Annotated in this window: 14 protein-coding genes and 1 pseudogene; 5 read left to right on the top strand and 10 right to left on the bottom strand. The window is 44.2% G+C overall.

Annotated features, from left to right (window positions below; all coding sequences use genetic code 11):
- The 3 genes from AB4Z50_RS09505 to AB4Z50_RS09495 are packed head-to-tail and all read right to left on the bottom strand — an operon-like array spanning position 1 to position 2,865.
- A complete protein-coding gene (locus tag AB4Z50_RS09505) occupies positions 1 to 768 on the bottom strand; it encodes a hypothetical protein (RefSeq protein ID WP_441878265.1) in 768 nt (255 codons plus the stop codon).
- On the bottom strand, positions 765 to 2,204 hold the full coding sequence (locus tag AB4Z50_RS09500; RefSeq protein WP_441878263.1) for an ATP-binding protein: 1,440 nt from the start codon (positions 2,202 to 2,204) through the stop codon (positions 765 to 767). The genes AB4Z50_RS09505 and AB4Z50_RS09500 overlap by 4 nt, the downstream gene beginning before the upstream one ends.
- 4 nt (positions 2,205 to 2,208) lie before the next feature.
- Positions 2,209 to 2,865, bottom strand: a complete 657-nt coding sequence (locus tag AB4Z50_RS09495) for a response regulator transcription factor (RefSeq protein WP_339205700.1) — start codon at positions 2,863 to 2,865, stop codon at positions 2,209 to 2,211.
- A 165-nt stretch (positions 2,866 to 3,030) separates the two neighbouring features.
- Between AB4Z50_RS09495 and AB4Z50_RS09490 the strand changes: the two genes are divergently transcribed.
- From AB4Z50_RS09490 to AB4Z50_RS09480, 3 genes are read left to right on the top strand one after another with little or no spacing between them, the layout of a single operon-like run.
- Positions 3,031 to 3,738: a hypothetical protein gene (locus tag AB4Z50_RS09490; protein WP_441878261.1), complete on the top strand. Its 708-nt coding sequence runs from the start codon at positions 3,031 to 3,033 to the stop codon at positions 3,736 to 3,738.
- Entirely contained in the window at positions 3,731 to 4,300 is a 570-nt protein-coding gene (locus AB4Z50_RS09485; protein WP_441878259.1) for an RNA polymerase sigma factor, read from the top strand. Before AB4Z50_RS09490 ends, AB4Z50_RS09485 begins: the two co-directional genes overlap by 8 nt.
- Positions 4,297 to 4,539, top strand: coding sequence for a hypothetical protein (locus AB4Z50_RS09480; RefSeq protein WP_441878257.1), 243 nt, complete (start codon positions 4,297 to 4,299; stop codon positions 4,537 to 4,539). Before AB4Z50_RS09485 ends, AB4Z50_RS09480 begins: the two co-directional genes overlap by 4 nt.
- A 68-nt stretch (positions 4,540 to 4,607) precedes the next feature.
- Here AB4Z50_RS09480 and AB4Z50_RS09475 read toward each other — a convergent pair whose 3' ends face one another.
- Complete coding sequence (locus AB4Z50_RS09475; protein WP_441878255.1) at positions 4,608 to 5,141, bottom strand: cysteine hydrolase family protein; 534 nt, start codon at positions 5,139 to 5,141, stop codon at positions 4,608 to 4,610.
- A gap of 150 nt (positions 5,142 to 5,291) precedes the next feature.
- Here AB4Z50_RS09475 and AB4Z50_RS09470 point away from each other — a divergent pair, with 150 nt between their 5' ends.
- Positions 5,292 to 6,353, top strand: a complete 1,062-nt coding sequence (locus tag AB4Z50_RS09470) for a phosphatidylglycerol lysyltransferase domain-containing protein (RefSeq protein WP_441878253.1) — start codon at positions 5,292 to 5,294, stop codon at positions 6,351 to 6,353.
- A gap of 118 nt (positions 6,354 to 6,471) precedes the next feature.
- On the opposite strand, the gene AB4Z50_RS09465 is transcribed toward AB4Z50_RS09470, so the two are convergent.
- Positions 6,472 to 9,258 carry a glycoside hydrolase family 3 C-terminal domain-containing protein gene (locus tag AB4Z50_RS09465; protein WP_441878251.1) on the bottom strand — a complete coding sequence of 929 codons (2,787 nt, stop codon included), beginning with the start codon at positions 9,256 to 9,258 and terminating at the stop codon, positions 6,472 to 6,474.
- 465 nt (positions 9,259 to 9,723) lie between these two features.
- On the opposite strand from AB4Z50_RS09465, the gene AB4Z50_RS09460 reads away from it, so the two are divergent.
- Positions 9,724 to 10,125 (top strand): RidA family protein, encoded by a 402-nt coding sequence (locus tag AB4Z50_RS09460; protein WP_441878249.1) that lies wholly within the window; start codon positions 9,724 to 9,726, stop codon positions 10,123 to 10,125.
- 116 nt (positions 10,126 to 10,241) lie between these two features.
- Here the strand turns inward: AB4Z50_RS09460 and AB4Z50_RS09455 are convergent, their stop codons facing one another.
- The 5 genes and pseudogenes from AB4Z50_RS09455 to AB4Z50_RS09435 form a co-directional block, all read right to left on the bottom strand.
- On the bottom strand, positions 10,242 to 10,409 hold the full coding sequence (locus AB4Z50_RS09455; RefSeq protein WP_441878247.1) for a hypothetical protein: 168 nt from the start codon (positions 10,407 to 10,409) through the stop codon (positions 10,242 to 10,244).
- Positions 10,410 to 10,441: 32 nt separating this feature from the next.
- Positions 10,442 to 11,386, bottom strand: coding sequence for a hypothetical protein (locus AB4Z50_RS09450; protein ID WP_441878245.1), 945 nt, complete (start codon positions 11,384 to 11,386; stop codon positions 10,442 to 10,444).
- A 45-nt stretch (positions 11,387 to 11,431) separates the two neighbouring features.
- A complete protein-coding gene (locus AB4Z50_RS09445) occupies positions 11,432 to 13,006 on the bottom strand; it encodes a sigma-70 family RNA polymerase sigma factor (protein WP_441878243.1) in 1,575 nt (524 codons plus the stop codon).
- Positions 13,007 to 13,217: 211 nt separating this feature from the next.
- A pseudogene (locus AB4Z50_RS09440) lies at positions 13,218 to 13,691 on the bottom strand (TetR/AcrR family transcriptional regulator); the annotation flags it as partial.
- 196 nt (positions 13,692 to 13,887) lie between these two features.
- Positions 13,888 to 16,956, bottom strand: a complete 3,069-nt coding sequence (locus tag AB4Z50_RS09435) for an ATP-binding protein (protein ID WP_441878241.1) — start codon at positions 16,954 to 16,956, stop codon at positions 13,888 to 13,890.
- Between the last annotated feature and the right edge of the window lie 31 nt (positions 16,957 to 16,987).

The raw sequence follows: 16,987 nt of genomic DNA, 5'->3' as shown, positions 1-16,987 counted from the left end.
TTACAGTCTGGAATAGTAGCTTAACAATGCCATAACGTCCTTGCTAAACCCGACAACCTTATTTTGCCTCACATTCACCGTGACACAATATTTCAACTTCTTATCATCCTTGCTCGTATAATACAATTCCACAACGCTGTCCCAGCGGGTAATGTCCTCATTCAGCGACAATTCAGATAAGGGGTAGCTTCCTTTTTTATCGATAAACGCATTTGCGAGAGCAATGATTTTCTCTTGTTCACTTTGACTGCTGGAGGAAGGGGCCCGCACGACGCCTACCTCGGAAAGTTTAATCACATCACCGTCTTTGGCGTTCAGCACGATGTCATACACTTCATTAGGATCAGACAATCTAGTGAGCGTTATATAATACAAGCCGCCAGAAATGTCATCCAGTTCGGTTTGATAATCCAGCTTGGCCTCAGCGCCCTGTTCAATTACCTGCGCCCTTTCCGGTCTGGGGTCAACTCCATACTCCGCTTCATTTAGCAGCTCTCTAAATTTATGCTGGTCAATAGCCACCAGCTCGAATTGCAGCTCATCGATCGATAGACTCTTTTCCAAATACTTGTTGACTGCATTCAAACTAAGCGTCTTCACCGCCTCTTGGGACAGAACACCCTCGTATTCCACATCGTTGCTGCCCGTTTCTTTCGTTATTTTTTTAACCATTACCGTGTTTTTGGGGGTCCTATCCAATACGTTGCCACACCCCGTCGAAATGATTGCAAGCGCTGCGAGCACCATAACCAGAATGAGCTTGTTCATTCCTTAATCCCGCCTTTCGGATGACCCGGAGTGAACACAACTTCTACGGTTGTGCCCTGGTTTTCATTGCTTGCAATATGGATTGCAGCATGATGTACGCCTGCAATACTTTGACATATCGCAAGCCCTAGACCTGCTCCGTTGCTGCTTCTTGTTCTAGACTTGTCCGCCATATAAAAAGGTTCAAATATTTTATCCTGATGTTCTTTGGCAATCCCAATGCCCTCGTCCTGTACCTGCAAAATATATTGATCTCCGCGCCACAGAGCGCGCAGGATGATGGTTTGCTGCGGAGCTGAAGCTTTCAGCGCATTATCTACAAGATTGGAGATCAACACCTTTATCAAATCCTTCTCCACCAGCAGCTCGCACGGTTCGCATTCCACGATCATTCCCACATGCTTCTCGCTCGCCATCACACGAAGCGTCGGCTTTATTTCAGCAAAAATCGCCCCTAAATCGTGCAGCTCCATCTGGAAATCGTCCTCCTGCAGCAAAATCAGGTTCATGAGCTTCAATGACAACGACTCTAGACGCTTTCCTTCCGAATAAATGACATTCAAACTATCCATGAACATTTCCTCGTTATATTTGGTTGTCCTCATAAAATTGGCGTAGGCAATAATGGAAGTCAAAGGCGTCTTCAATTCATGTGTAAAATTGTTAATGAACCGCTGTTTCTCTTCATTATTTCGTTCGAGAATCGTAATTTTATCCTCAACAACAGCAGCCATATCGTTAAAATTTTGAGCCAGCATGCCGATTTCATCCTTTGATTTTATCCGGACGCGCTCCGAGAAATCGCCTTGTGCAATAACCTGCGCGGTCTGGCTAAGGCGATCAATTGACCTCGTCAGCCCTCGGCTTACAAAAAACATAATCAGCATATAGAGGATGCAGGCTGCCACATCTACTTTTGCAAAAAACTGATATTGATCTACGCGGTCCTGGTACACAGAAGTAACATCGATCATATAGGTGAACACATAGCTCTTATGGTTTATATTCGCAATATTTGATGTGAACAGTATCGTTCGCTGATCGATATCCCGCAAAATATAACTAATTTTGTCTACGGCCAGCTTGTCCAGTTCCTCACGCTGCTTTGGGATTTGGAAATCGGTATTGTTAAAGACTGACCGATGTTGCTCGTCCCTAATCTCCAAATAAACGAGCTGCTCATTATTTTTACCAACAAATTCATTAGCAATTCTCGTTAATACCGTTTTTTCGTAATCAATGGAGTCATAGATTCGAAGGATGGGTACAATCGCATCGACGCTGGAATGAATGCTCATGTTCTGGCTTAAAGCGTTGTTGATTTCCTGCTTAAGCATTCGATTATGGCTCCGCTCGATCACCATAATAGAGGCAGCGTTAAAAATAATAATGAAGACCAGAATAGAGAAGATATAAATTTTTTGCCAAAATTTCATTCTCTTAATCCTCCAGCCGATAACCGAGTTTATAAATCGTCTTGATGTGATCCTGCAGCTCTAGCTTCTTGCGCAGTGATTTAATATGCATATCGACCGTTCTCGTCTCGCCATAATAGTCGCCGCCCCATACCTTACTAATAAACTGCTCTCTCGAGAGGGCAATGTTCTTATTTTTCAGCAAAACAACAAGCAGTTCATATTCCTTCGGCGTCAGCTCGACAACTTCCCCTTGACTGGTTACCTCTCGTTTATCCATATTGACTGCAATAGATTGAAATTGTAATACACTTTCTTCTTTGCCGTATCTTCGCAATACCGTCTCTATGCGGGCAAGCAGCTCGATGGCCTCAAAAGGCTTAACCATGTAATCATCGGCTCCCAGTTTTAATCCATTCACTTTATCGTAGACAGAGTTTTTGGCCGTCAAAAAAATAACCGGTATCTGATACGGCTTAATTCGTTCCATCAGCGCAAATCCATCCAAATGCGGGATCATCACATCCAGCAATATAAGATCAACCTTTTCCCGCTGAAGCAGCTCCAGCGCCGCCAAGCCGTCATAAACCTCCGCCGTATCGTAGTTCACAAGGTTGAGATTCATTTTAATAATTTTGGATATATGAATATCATCTTCAACAATCAAGATCTTTTTTTTCATTTCCCGAATCTCCTAACACGTATCATTAATGTACCGCTCTTAATGCTACGATAACGAAGCAACGTTAAAGATGCAATGAATTAACTTATTTTGTTTTCTCCCAACACTTTTAAATGTCATACGTTATATTTAGTGTAATTAGAAAATGATGGGAGCGTGAAGCGTATGGAAAACGTACAGCAAGCTAATGTTCAAGAAAGAGCTTTGGAGAATATGGGTCTTCTCGATTTGACTGGAGTGAAAGCTGAGGATCTAGCTAATGTAACCTCCATTAGCAACATTGGTATTATAATTGCCCCAGAATCGCTATCTAGTGCTTTGAATCGCATACCCCAGCAAAATATTGGCTGCGTTTGTTTAGTCCCTTCTACGGCAGGCAAAGTGAAAATCTTGTCCGGGCAAGTTTCATTGGGAGGCGAGTTTTTTGCCAACAGCAATGGCGCTCCCGAGGATATCGTCGTCATTGCGGGGCAAGCGGTCATCACTTCGCCGGTGGAGAAGATCGGGTTTCAAGATGTCATTTTAGCTGGACAGCTGATCCTGCCTAAGGGGAGCGAAGTCGTATTAGGAAGCTCCATATCGCGCATGCTCGGTCAAATCATTTATTATTCCAATACATCCTCCAATGTGCGGTTATTTCTAGGAGATGACACGTTCTCCAACAGCTTCTTTGAATTTGTCGAGGAAAAAATGTGTATGGTGCTGATTGGAAATTTCGAAATGGATGATGATGTGCAACTTGAATTAATTAAAAGTAAAGTTTCCGAGATTGTAGTCATTGGCGATATAACAGCTTCGAAGGCTATTGTGCCTCTACTCCAGTACCTTGCTATTTCAAAAACAGGAACGATCAAAACAAGAGATGATGAATGAGAAACAAGCTATGCCGATAAACGCAGAGGCTTTGTTTCAGCAATTGTATCGTACACATTCAAGGCAAATCTATTCTTATCTGCTCGGACGAACAGAAAGTAAAGAAACGGCCTCCGACCTGCTGCAGGACGTATTCATGAAAATCTGGAACCGCAAAGATGTCGTCGAAAGTATACCCGAGGATCAGCATTTGTATTGGATATTTTCGATTGCTGCCAATCGGGTAAAGGATTATTATCGGAAATCGCAGAGCTATAAACAAGCTGTATCCAAAATCCAGCTGTATAGCTTTCCAAGTCCGAATGGTGACCTATCACAATTGTTGGCTGGCCGTGAGCAGTTTCACGAGCTTGAGTCAGCCATCCGAGAATTGCCCGAGGAGCTTCGTTCTATACTGCTCATGAAGGCTGTTGGCGGCATGAAAAGCGGTGAAATTGGCGCAGCGCTTGGGCTGCCTTCAGGCACCGTTCGCTATAAAATACTGCTGGCACGCCGTCAGCTTGCCGAAGCGCTTGGTATGCTGCCCAAAGAAAAGGCTGTAGGAAGGAAGGGAAATGGATGAGCGATTACGAGTCAGATTTGAAGCTGCCTTCGGATGTCGAGCTAATGCTGGATGAATTGCTGGATACCTGGGCTCATCATGTCCAGCTTTCTTCACAGCAAACAGATGAAATCAACACACAACTATTTACGGTTTCAAACGATCTAGGCTGCGAATGGTGGCATTCATTATTTAATCAATTTCCATTTCATAATAAATCATTTATCGTTTCACCCTATTTATATAAACGCTCTGGATAATCGTCTTAACAAATGGAAAGGGACCGCCTTGAGCGGTCCCTTTCTTGCTGTCCTGCAAGCCTAAACTCCTAAAATGTCACTTCATTCACATCAAGAATAGTAACAAATCTTCTATTCCAAACCTTCTCATGATGTTCGATGATTTTTGGTGCAGTCAGGACGGTGTTATCTAATGTACTATGGCTGTTTTTTGCTAAAATATTGTTCTTGTAACCACGGCTGTACGCTGCCCGAATGGTGGTGTCCAAACAAAACTCCGTTTGTGCTCCAGCAAAAATAAGCTGCTCTATCGACATTTCCTCCAACGTAGATGCCAGTTCGGTATCATAGAACGAATCCCAGCTTGTTTTGCGAATCACTGTGTCTTCAGCCCTTATGTCGAGTCCATGATGCAGCTTCCAATCCGATGAATCTACATAAAATTCATCATCTGCGTTGTCATAATCCGTATGCTGGATAAAAACGATTGGGACATTACCCTCCCGCGCGGCCGTAATCCACTCATTGATCCGCGCTACCAACTCTTCTTTTTTGTGAAGATAATTTTCCGGCAACGAAAAAAAGGCTTCCTGTACATCGATTACGACCAATGCTTTTTTCATGAAAACTTCCTCCACATTCGTTATATTCGCAAGAAAAAAACCTAAAACATAGGTATTACTGGTATAATTTTTAACTATAATCTCTGTTTAATAGGAAGACAAATATTATTTCAGCTGGCTCCCAGAGACTGCTTACTTGGAGGCTTCACCATGATTGATATCCATTCTGAAGAACGTCTGACAAAACTGCTTGAAAGATACGGCAATAACTCACACACGCATTTATACTACCTTGGTGATAAAGAATGGTTCTGGGATTCCGATTACGAGGCTTTGATCGTGTACCGCACAGCCTTAAATAGAAGAATTGTACTTGGCGACCCTGTTGGAAACCCACGGTTTACTAGGCGCGTTATTGAGCAGTTTGTAGCGGACTGCACTGAAAATAAGCAAATACCCGTGTTCTATCAAGCAAAATCCTCATTTCTATCGCTGTATGAGAAGCTTGGGCTGCGATGCTCCAAAATCGGTGAAGAAGCACAGGTCGACTTATCTACCTTTCAACTGAATGGAAAGCAATGGCTTAAGCTGCGAAATCGCATGAATAAATTTGGACGCTCCGGGTTTACCTTCGATGTTCTGCACCCGCCATATTCCGACTCATTCCTCCATCGTCTTCAAGACATTTCAGATGAATGGCTGGGTAATCGGAAAGAAAAAAGCTTTTCTGTAGGCTCTTTCGCAAAGGAGTATGTCATGCGTTTTCCAGTCGCGGTGCTTGTTGGGCCTGACGGAAATTATGAAGCGTTTGTCACCATTGCAGGGGATCATCAGCCATTTATTAATACAATGGAAGAAGAATCTGTTTTTCGGCGATTAACGGTGGATCTCATGCGTTATACAAAAGCATGTCCGCATGGCACAATGGATGTTCTATTTGTTTCCCTATTCCTTTGGGCCAAAGAACAAGCCTATGATGTTTGCAGCTTAGGCATGGCTCCGCTTGCTAACGTTACTGATTCGCACATCATCAAGCTTCTCTATAAGTATGGGAACAAGCTGTATAACTTCAAGGGGCTTTATGAATATAAAAATAAATTCGCTCCAAACTGGGAAAATGTCTACCTCGTTTCGCAGGCTACAGCTACTTCCATAAACGTTGCGCTGCTAGCATTAATCATTCATTCTAACGATTCCAATAAACAATCACCAAGCCAAATTCCGCCTAAGCATTTTATACATAAAGTGCTGTCTTCAAAGAAAAGGGCTTAGCTGTAGAGCAATGATGTCACAGCATTACTATACCGATTTTATAAGCATTCAAAAATAAAGGGCACCTTTGCGGGTGCCCTCGTTCTTTCTGGTAAGTATTACACACAGCTATTCTGCATTACACTTTTTTAAATTCGATCCATTCAATTTGCAAGCCTGGTTTGATGAATTCCAGCTTCAGTTCATAAAGACCTGCTTCCAGCTCGACTTTCACAAGCTTCTGCTTGATCCATTTGCCTTCCGTCCCATTCGTCTGAATAGTCGTCATCAATTGATCATTCAGTGTCACGTTGCAAGCACTTTGAGCCAGTTCAGGCTCAGGAGACATAATGCTGACAATAATCCGGTATTGGCCAGCTTGATCCACTTTCATAAAGCTTGATCCTGCTGCCGCTGGTTTAACTTGTGCATTCTCGGAAAGTACTTGTGCTTGCTCCGGAGATAGAGATGCATTCGCTTTGAATGTATCGACCTTCTCTTCAATGACTTGTTTTCTCGAGAATACAGGCGCATACATAATGAACTCACAAATGTTCATTGCAGAGCGTTGAAGCTCGCCCCTTGTTAACGTTCCATTCTCCAACGATTCAATCGTATTGTCATCCCAGCCATTGATTTCCGCGCCATAGTTAGGAACAACCATATACAGATCATTTTGTGCACGAACCATCCAGTTCGTATATTTACGATCCGCTGATCCTCCATTGACGACATCGTTCATGATGGCCCACCAGTCAGTCATGACAATACCTTTAAAGCCCCATTCGCCGCGAAGCACGGTAGTATTCATATCATAATTAGAAGCCGCCCAATGTCCGTTAATTGGATTATAGGAGGTCATAATCGAATTCGCGCCGCCCTCTTTTACCGCAATTTCAAAGCCTTTCAAATAAATTTCACGAAGAGCGCGCTCTGATACGATAGCGTCTACTTTACTGCGATGCTTTTCTTGGTTGTTGCAGGCAAAATGCTTCAGCGTAGCATTAGAGCCGCCTTTCATAATTCCTCGAGTACATGCTGCTGCAAATACGCCGGAAATGAGCGGATCTTCTGAGAAATATTCAAAGTTGCGGCCATTCAGCGGGCTGCGGCGAATATTGAGGCCAGGCCCAAGCAGAGCATCCACGTTGTTGCTTAACAATTCTTGCCCTTCCATAACATAGAGCTCTTCGACCAGCTCAGCATTCCAAGTTGCCGCAAGCAAGGTGCCAATGGCAACCTGGGTCGCTTTCTGCCCACTATCCATACGAATACCTGACGGGCCATCTGCTGTACAAGCAACCGGAATTCCGTAATTAAATAAGCTGTCGCTTACTCCGCCGAAAGCCGAAGCTGTACCCGGCGTAACAAGCGGACTGCTCATGCCCTCTCCTCTGACAATGGCAGCCAAATCTTGATCGCTAAGCTGAGCGATAAAAGCTTCCATGCCAACCTTCTGCTCATAAACATCTCTTAATTTATATCCTTTGTTTCCAGTTTGCTTAAGTGTTGCAGGAAGATTCTTCTCAATCCGTTCTGCTAAGGAAACGCTGCGAGTGGGTACTTCTTCCGTAATCAGCTCATATGAACCGTCTTCCTTCCGAGCGCCCGGCTTCATTCTACTAAAGCCCTCTATTGGTGCCAACGCCTCTTGCAGCTGCTCTACGACCTCAAGAGCTTCCACAACGTAACCGTCTTTACCTTGTACGCTTATTGCAATAAGGTTTTTAACGCTTGTTCCTACATAAAAGCGATACGTTCCCGCTTCTAGAACATAAGCGGAAGCATGCCCTGTCACACCAGCGTCATCATAAGATGCCATTGTATCTACAGGAAAACTCACTGTAAGGCGCTCTGATTCGCCTGCTTGAAGCACTTTGGTTTTGCCGAATGCAGCCAAAGCTTTGGCCGGTTGTCCCAATTTCCCTTGCGGTGCTTCATAATAAACCTGCACGACCTCTTTACCCGCGTAGTCAGCTCCTGAATTGGTAACCGTTACGTCAATTTCAACGAAATTTTTCCCATCTTTAGTGGTCAGTTTTGCTTGCTCAGCATCGACTTTAAATGAGGTATACGATATCCCGTATCCAAATTCATATTGAACCTTCTCTGGGCAAAATGTTTCAAAATAACGATAGCCTACATAGATATCCTCTTGATAAAAGTTTTTAAATTCATTGCCGTAGTTTCGAGTGGATGGATAATCATCGATGGAATAAGCAATGGTATCCGTCAATTTACCGCTCGGAGTCACTTCTCCGGCCAGAACATCGGCAATGGCGTTACCGCCTTCCATGCCGCCCTGCCAAGAGTAGATCGCACTTGAAATGGGGTGGACATAACTTTCATCGTTCATCCAGCTCATATCAATAATGTTCGATACATTCAGCACTACGATGGTTTGCTCGAAATAGGCTGTTACCTGCTTCAGCATCGCTTTTTCGTCCGAGGTTAGCTGATAGCTTCCCGGTGCATCGGCATTATCCTGATCTTCTCCCGCTGTACGTCCAATCACAATGATTGCCTTACTCGATTTAGCTCTTGCGCCCGACACTAGTTCATCAGTTAACGGCATTTCCTTCTGGTGCCACGGCTCAGCCGCCCAGCCGCCGCCGCCATTATCGAATGGATTTTGCTCAATCCACTTTTCATAGACAGCCGCAAGCTCTTCATTGACTGTCAGGTTCTTTTTACCGCGAAGACCATCTAATAAATTCGTTGTATAAGAAACATGGACGCTCCCGCCTGATCCTGTACCGCTGCGGTAGTAATTCACTTGGGTTCTGCCAAAAACAGCAACGTTTTCGCCATCTCGAAGCGGAAGCACCTGTCCTTCATTTTTTAACAGTACCGCGCCTTCTGCAGCTACGGTTCGACTAAATTCAGCAAAACCTTCTAATGGAACTCCCAGACTCTGTGTACTCATTTTGTTTCCTCCCGGTTGTCTATTCCACACATATGGCTGGTTCGATAGAAAAGTATTTATTCTCTTTCTACATTTCTAGTTTTCACGAACCCATGCATGTTCCCTATAAAATCCTTTAAAAAATAAAAGATATACTAACAATATACAAGCACAGCTTCTAAAAAAGCAAAGTTAACAGTTTTTACCTCATTGGTGATCATGCAACAACCTTGCTATTCTTTTCACTTCAACAATGTTATTATTCTACAGTAAGTTATTTTACTTATAAATGAAGGAGGGATACTTGATGAAGAAGAGATCGATTAAATCATTATCTGTTGGAATCGGGTATTCTACTGCTGTTTTTTTCTAAAATTGATCAAGACGGGATAGCTCTGTCTACAATCATAAAAAGTTAAAATACAGTGAAATAGATAACCTATTCATAGTTATTTATTTTCCATTTATAAGGAGACGTTACAAACGATGAATTTAAATAATCATGTTGTTCATAGATATAATCCGGAAAATATAGCGAAGCCGGTTGGCAGCTATAGTCATGTAACGAAAATAAGCAGAAATGCGGAGATGTACGTGTTTTCCGGCCAAATTGGCATTGATCAGAACAACAATATTCCTACCGATTTTAATCAACAAGTAACCAATACAATGAGTAATATTGTTGATATCCTCTCTTCCCAACAATTAACTCCTGATCATGTCATTAAAATCAACATTTGGGCTACGGAAGAAATAGATTGGGATCATTTCTATTCCATTTGGGATAAAGTGTTTGGCCAAACGCCTCCCTCCATGACGGTTGCTTATATTAAAGGATTAGGTTTGCCCGAATTAAAAATTGAATTAGACGTTTGGGCAGCGGGCTAGAGCCAGACTCTTTGCACATAAATCAAGCTAAAAGAGGCTCCGCAGATGACATGATCATCTCGCGGAGCCATTTTTTTTTACACTCTAACCCTTAATAACATAGAGTTTCTCTTCTATTATTCATACTGCATCGTGACGACGCCGGCAAATTGGGACACGTTTTCCTTTGTAACTTCTAATGTATTCACTTCTGTCGTTCGCTGTCCTACAGCCTTAATGAACATATCCGCCTTGGCGAAAACAGATCTTCCTAAAATCCCTAACGCCTTCGTACTGTAATGCATCGGAATCGCAACGGTCGCTAATGCGCTCGTGATTACCCGATAATGTATCGGAAGTTTTCCACTGCTTGAAGGTTAGGTGTGTCGAGCCGGTTAATATGATTATAAAAGCTGTACGGGAATTTAAATGTGTGACCAAAATCCCAATCCGTATGTTGAAAGCCTTGCAGCCAATATTCATCTTCAATAGGCAGCCACTCTGATCGACATGCCAGTGGAAGAGGCCAACGGTCTACTGAAGAGAACAATTTTGGCGGCTGCTCCGGATTTATGTGATGACTGGTACGAAGAACTTTAACCAGCTTTTGAAGAGAGGGAATGCCTTTCAGAAAATATTCGACATGACCAAGCTCATGCAAAATTGTTAATGCTTGCGAAAAAGTTAGCATATGTCCAATTAGATCATGGTGAGCCTCTGATCTGTAAATGGTTTGAAAAGACGAAAGTTCATTTATGATAAATTCGGATAGCTGCTCTGCATTTTGAATAGCAGGAAACCGATCGCTCTCTGCTACTTCAAGCCGCTTCACGTCCGATGCCGAATACCCTAGCCATGACCTTCCGGGAATGGTTTTATTAAAAGATGCAATCAAGCTCGTAATGCCTTCAATTTCATCCGCATGCCCCCAACCGTCAAGTTCTCTGATCGCCATCAAACTGATAGCTGCATAGATAACATTGTGTCCGACCCAGTGGAGCCCATCCATTGTAGGCAGTAGAGCTGCTAGAATTTGTTTTTCGGCTATTTCGGCATCCAGCTCTCCTCTGCTGCGAGCGATATGCTCGTATGCTCGACTGCGAAGCATCACGCCTGATTCTGCTGCAATTCGAGCTGACGTCTCGGCTGGCATCAGGTTTTCTTTTACGAAAAAATAGCTTGCGATTGCTGCCGCCCCAAAATGCGCCTCCCATATATCACCCGTTCGACCCTTGCACTGCGATATGATCGATAGGCCTCTTTCTAAGATGCGATTGTCCATCTCCCCACCCCACCTTTAAGCATAAACTTTATCTTTTAAATAAGGTCACGTTTCTGCGCCTATCTCAATGATCTTTTGTTCGATTGTATTCCAGCGCCACCGCGGAAAATATCCCTGCAAATGCACTCCGCCATACCACTCATCTATTCCTTTATTCGCAATCCAGTCCTCTTTTCCATCCAACACCTTTTTTCCGAATTCGGTTAACGTAACGATACAATCGCGGAATGATATCGATGAATCGAGATAAGAAGGGATCGTCTGTAATCCGCCGATTTGTATTAATGGATACGGATCTCGAGACATTTCCTTTAAAATATGCCAGTATTGCAGATCACCCATACCCAAGGCGTTGAGTTTGTTTCCAACATGCTGAAATAATTCATACGGACTGTTTATTCCCCCCTGGATCATCGCAAGCGTTATCTGCTCTACGATACCAAGCCCATTGTGGGTAGACGGGAACCGTGATAAATGAAATTGGAAGGCATCATGCGCAAATGGCAGCACGGACGTATCTTGACTTAACAATTGCTGCAACTGTTGTGGATTCTGTGACGTATAGGCTTGCCAAAACGCTCTGCCTAAGTCCAGCTCCTCTGCCCCAATCAATTTCCAAGTTCCCGATAACGTCTCCATTTGCTCCCGAGAAAGCTGTCCCAACCCGCGAAACAGTTCAATTCCTGGATATTCCCCGATGCACAATAAGCTCAGCTTTGTTTTCAGCAAAGGCTGCCCTGAGAACGAATGGAGCAAATAGCACAGCATCGTCTGATCGAACAAATCATGCTCAAACCAAAGCACAATCTCCTCATATTTATGAAAATCAGCCAACACTTTCTCCTGCGCTTCACTACCCTGAACAAACTCAGAGCGAGGGATTCCCATTGTTTGTTCCAAATATTGTGATCGTCTAGAACGATGGTCTACTGCAGCAGAATCTAAAAATACAGGACCATGAGGGTACACTTCCCGCCATACTAAAATCTCACCCTGCACGATGCCTTGCCGCAGCTTCTCTGCTACTGAATCTCCGTTTACAATATGAAGCACACCTTTTCCTCCTACATACAAATGATTATATACGGAGATCAAATCGGCTACTGGCAGAGCACCCTTCAATTTACGACGAGCATCAAAGAGCCGTTTCTTTAATATCGGAACCGAAGTGCCCACAAAGCTCGAAATTTCTTGAAGAGAATACCCTTGAATATAAAACAATTGAACCGCAATTCTCATTTTCGGTGTTAATAAAGCTATAGAATCATGAACGGACTGCTGCAGCTCTCTTTTCTCAATAATATCAGAGACACTAATTTGAGCCTCTGCCGATTGCGCTACTTCCTCGTAAGGCACGATGGGATGATGCTTTCTACGCGTCATACGATAACATTGCCGTATCACAATAGCTTTGAACCATCCCGGAAATGCTTCTCCTACTCGCAGTTTATTTAAATGCAGAAAGGCTTCAGTGAATGCTTCTTGCACTGCATCTTCCGCTAGTTGAAAATCGTGCAGCTTCTCGTACGCAACCGCGTTTGCCATTGCTGTATAGTGCCGGACAATAGATTCAAAAGCTTGCCGATCCCCTTGTTTTGCGTCTTCAATATACTGAAGCATGCTCCCGCTCCTTTCTTCCGTATGATATAGAAGTGCCTACTATCTATGGAAAGGTTACAGGTAAAGGTCAAAACAATAAAATACATATGACATTATGAGAAGGAGAGAAAAAGGCCTTCCTTTGCAGGACGGCCCTCTCTTTGTAAACATGAATCATGCGAACTATCGTTTTCACTCGATTTGTGTGATAAGGTCCAGCTTTATGGGCTCTTTAAAAGGTAGATCCATTTTGCTCCTTGGCATGTTTCTGCTTCTGCACCTGTCCCACTAACCCATAAAAGAACAACTCCATCAATTGATCCATACTCCTAGTTATGTGTTCTTGATTCGATGACTCCCAATGACGACCAATTTCATTCTTAAACATAGTGAAGTAACGCATCGACATCTCTTCTGTTTGGCCTTTATGGATATAACCCTCTTGCTTGCCAAGCGCGACAAACTTCTCAAAAAAGTGCACGACCTTCTGCTCGCTATAGCTCTCCATCATTTGCATCAATCCACTCAACTCAGAGGATGGGGCCTTTGGAAATTCATCCGCTAACATGTTTGAATTTTTGGCCTCCAACAGCATGATTTCTTTAGTTTTTTCAGGAAAAGACAGTTCCGAATCAAGAATGTTGTCATACACCACCAACTGCTTGTCCATCCAGTCCATCAATGTATCGGCATAGAGCTGTTCTTTTTTACTTATTAATCAGAATGGCCGCTTTGAGCAATCTTACGATTAATGCCGTAAATTCGGCATGCGTCATACTCGCTATTAACGGTTCCTGCCGTCAATCCGTCTTACGTTCACATTGCCATCTTTCGGTGAACGAATCGCAGAGAGAATTAATCCACTAGAATCTTAAGATCTTAATTAATGCTCTTCTCTTCCCTCATTTTGACACGACAAAACTGACAATAGTGCCTTGATTCGGAACACTCCGGATTTGCAATCCCTTGCCGTATAGTTGTTTCAATCGCCGATCCGTATTGTACAAGCCGATTCCCGCCTTTACGTCCAAGCGGCTGTCCAAGACGCGCCGTACAGTTTCCTCATCCATCCCTATACCATTATCTGTGACCGAAATTTCCGCCTCATGTTCTTTTGCGGTAATTCGGATATGAATTTCTCCGCCTTCAACACGGCTTAGCAGGCCGTGTCGTATTGCGTTCTCGACAAGAGGTTGGATGCAGAGCGGTGGAACTTGCAAATGAATTCTTGCATCCACATCCCAGCGAATGTTTATTCTGTCCTCAAAACGTTCCTTTTCGATATACAGATATGAGCGGACAAGACCAAGCTCATTCTCAAGCGGAACGAGTCGTTCCAAATTCCGAAAGTCAAAGCTTGCCCGCAAGTAATGGCCGAATTCTTCAAGCAACGCTCTCATTTTCTCATTATCGATTTCGCTGAGTGCGGCTATCGAATTAAGCGTATTGAACAGAAAATGCGGTTGAATTTGCGCCTGAAGCCAAGCCGCTTCCATGCGCAGTCTTTCGCGCACCGATTGCCTCAATTCAGTCAATGCCCGTACCCTGGATTTCAGTTCCAGCGCATCTACCGGTTTCCTCAAGTAATCGTTGGCTCCCGACAGGAATCCGGTATCTATATCTTCCGGTCGACTGCGGGCGGTCAAGAGCAGAATGGGTAGCTCCGTGACGGAAAAGCGCTCACGAATGATACGGGACAATTCGTATCCGGACATGCGTGGCATCATGATGTCGGTAATGATCAAATCCCATTCTCTCGTATTCAGTATGGCAAGTGCGTCACGCCCGTTTGCAGCCGTGACGACTTTATACTTTTCCGAAGTAAGGAGGTTGCTCAATATACTTAAATTGACAGCATCGTCGTCTATGACCAGAATGTTTGGCCGGTCTGAACCGGTCGCCGATTCCAGTTTGGAAATGTCACCGCGAAGTCCAAAGGAAGCGGAAACCACCGCTTCTGCATAAACACCCGATACCGGAGCAATCATAGCCTTCTCGTAATGTCGGATGGATGAATCGGATAACTGCAAGGTAAAGCTGAATACCGAACCATGGCCCGGAATGGAGTTAACCTCCAACGTGCTTCCGTGCAACTCCACCAACTGCTTGCATATACTTAACCCGAGCCCGAGCCCGCCTCCAATTGCCGTTATGCCAGGGTCCCCCTGCTCGTAGGGAGCAAACATCCTTTGCTGTGTCTCTAGATCTATCCCGATGCCGGTGTCGGCGACGACAATGCTCGCCTTACCGTCCTTGACCTCGCCCTTTATTATAATATGTCCTTGATCAGTATATTTCACCGCATTGTGAAGCAGGTTGAACAAAATTTGTGTAAGCCGGTTTTCATCGGCCATGACACTAGGAAAGTTGTCGGGAATGTCGCTGACGATGCGAATCGACTTGCCTTCCGTCATAAAACGAAGCATATCGGTTACACCGGAGGCGACTCCCTGAACGTGGACACTCCCTATATGCAAGCGGATGCCATTCTCCTGAAGCCGCGTCATGTCCAGCAGATCGTTAAGCATGTATGACATTCGCTTGCCTACGGAAATAAGCAGCTTCATGTTCTCTTTGTTTTTGTCGTCCTGATCTCTAATACCGTTATCCAGAACGGTTTGGGCGATGTTAAGGATGCCATGCAGCGGATTCCGCAATTCATGGGATGTGTTGGCCAGGAAATCGTCTTTCAGCTTGTCCGCTTTCTGAAGCTTCTCGGCGAGCTTCGCCGTTTGGGCGAAAGTATCGGAATAACGTTTGAACCAGAAAGACGCAAAAGCGAGGAACGCAACGATCAGGTCGATCGGATAATAGCCCATATCTAGCAGACTCTTGAGGTACCCTCCAATAATATTAGTCAAAACAGAGGTTAGACCAACGACCAAATAAATGGCGTTCTTATCGCTCTTCAGGGCCGTACGCAGCGAGAACATCAGACAGTACAAGCAAGCGAGCAAATCTATGGTGTAGTATACAGCTAATGCGCTCAGTGCGTACCTGGCTGGCAAAAACACAATCAGCAGTGTGGCAATCAAACAAAGCAAGGGGAACCAGCGGAACACTCTGTTTTCCGCATGCTCTGGCAAGAGACTTTTGGCAAACTGCAGTAGGAAGGCTCCTATTCCAATAAAGGACAGAAGAACGAGTTTAATGGACCACTCATAGTTGATGGCCGGCAGCCAAACTAGCAAAAGCTTATCATCGTCGAGCAGTGTCATGACAACGGCACTAACAACAAGCATAAAGAAGTAGATCAAAGCTTTTTGTCGGGTGCCGATCACATACAGAATAAGCGTATACAAGGCCTGAATCATCAGAACGACACATACGACTAACTGCATGTTGATGGAAAACCCTACTTCTTTGTCCACCGCAAGTTCACTGCCTAACTTGATTGATCCTACCACACCGCCTCGTATACTGTTGTCATAATTCGCAACTTGTATGACAATATCGATTTCGCCTGTATCGGCCTTGAAAGTAGCGGTATAAGGCATGCTTCGGGCTGTATACTGCTGTTTGATCTTTGCCGGCTGCCCCTCTCTCGCCAAAAAACGATCATTCACATATAGTTCAGACGAAGTACGCACGTTCGAAACGCGAATGCCATAGGTTAGATCATTATCCGGGTTGACATTGACGCGCAGACGATAGGAGCCATAGCCGTATGGCGAGTTGTTCTCGGATAAAGACAGGTTCCACGTTCCGGGAACATGAATGAACATTCTTCCCTCTTCGGATGAGATTGTGTTCGACTCGCTTTGCATCACAAACTTGCCGGGATAGAACTCCCAATCTCCGTCTACTGTAACCGTGCGATCCTTGGTGAAGTCGAAGCCGCGCAAATCCAACTCGCCCCGAACCGCACGAGGGTGCTCTGGTGACGCCTGAAGAAAAGCCCAGATGATTCGAATTAGCAATAAGGTGATAAAGAATGACCCTGTAACAAGGACCGCTTTTCTTTTTGTCATCATAATCCAACCTATTTCGACAAAACCAAAG

This window comes from Paenibacillus sp. 2TAB26 (assembly GCF_052115145.1).
GTDB lineage: Bacteria > Bacillota > Bacilli > Paenibacillales > Paenibacillaceae > Pristimantibacillus.
This window is presented reverse-complemented; position numbering and strand designations above follow the sequence as displayed.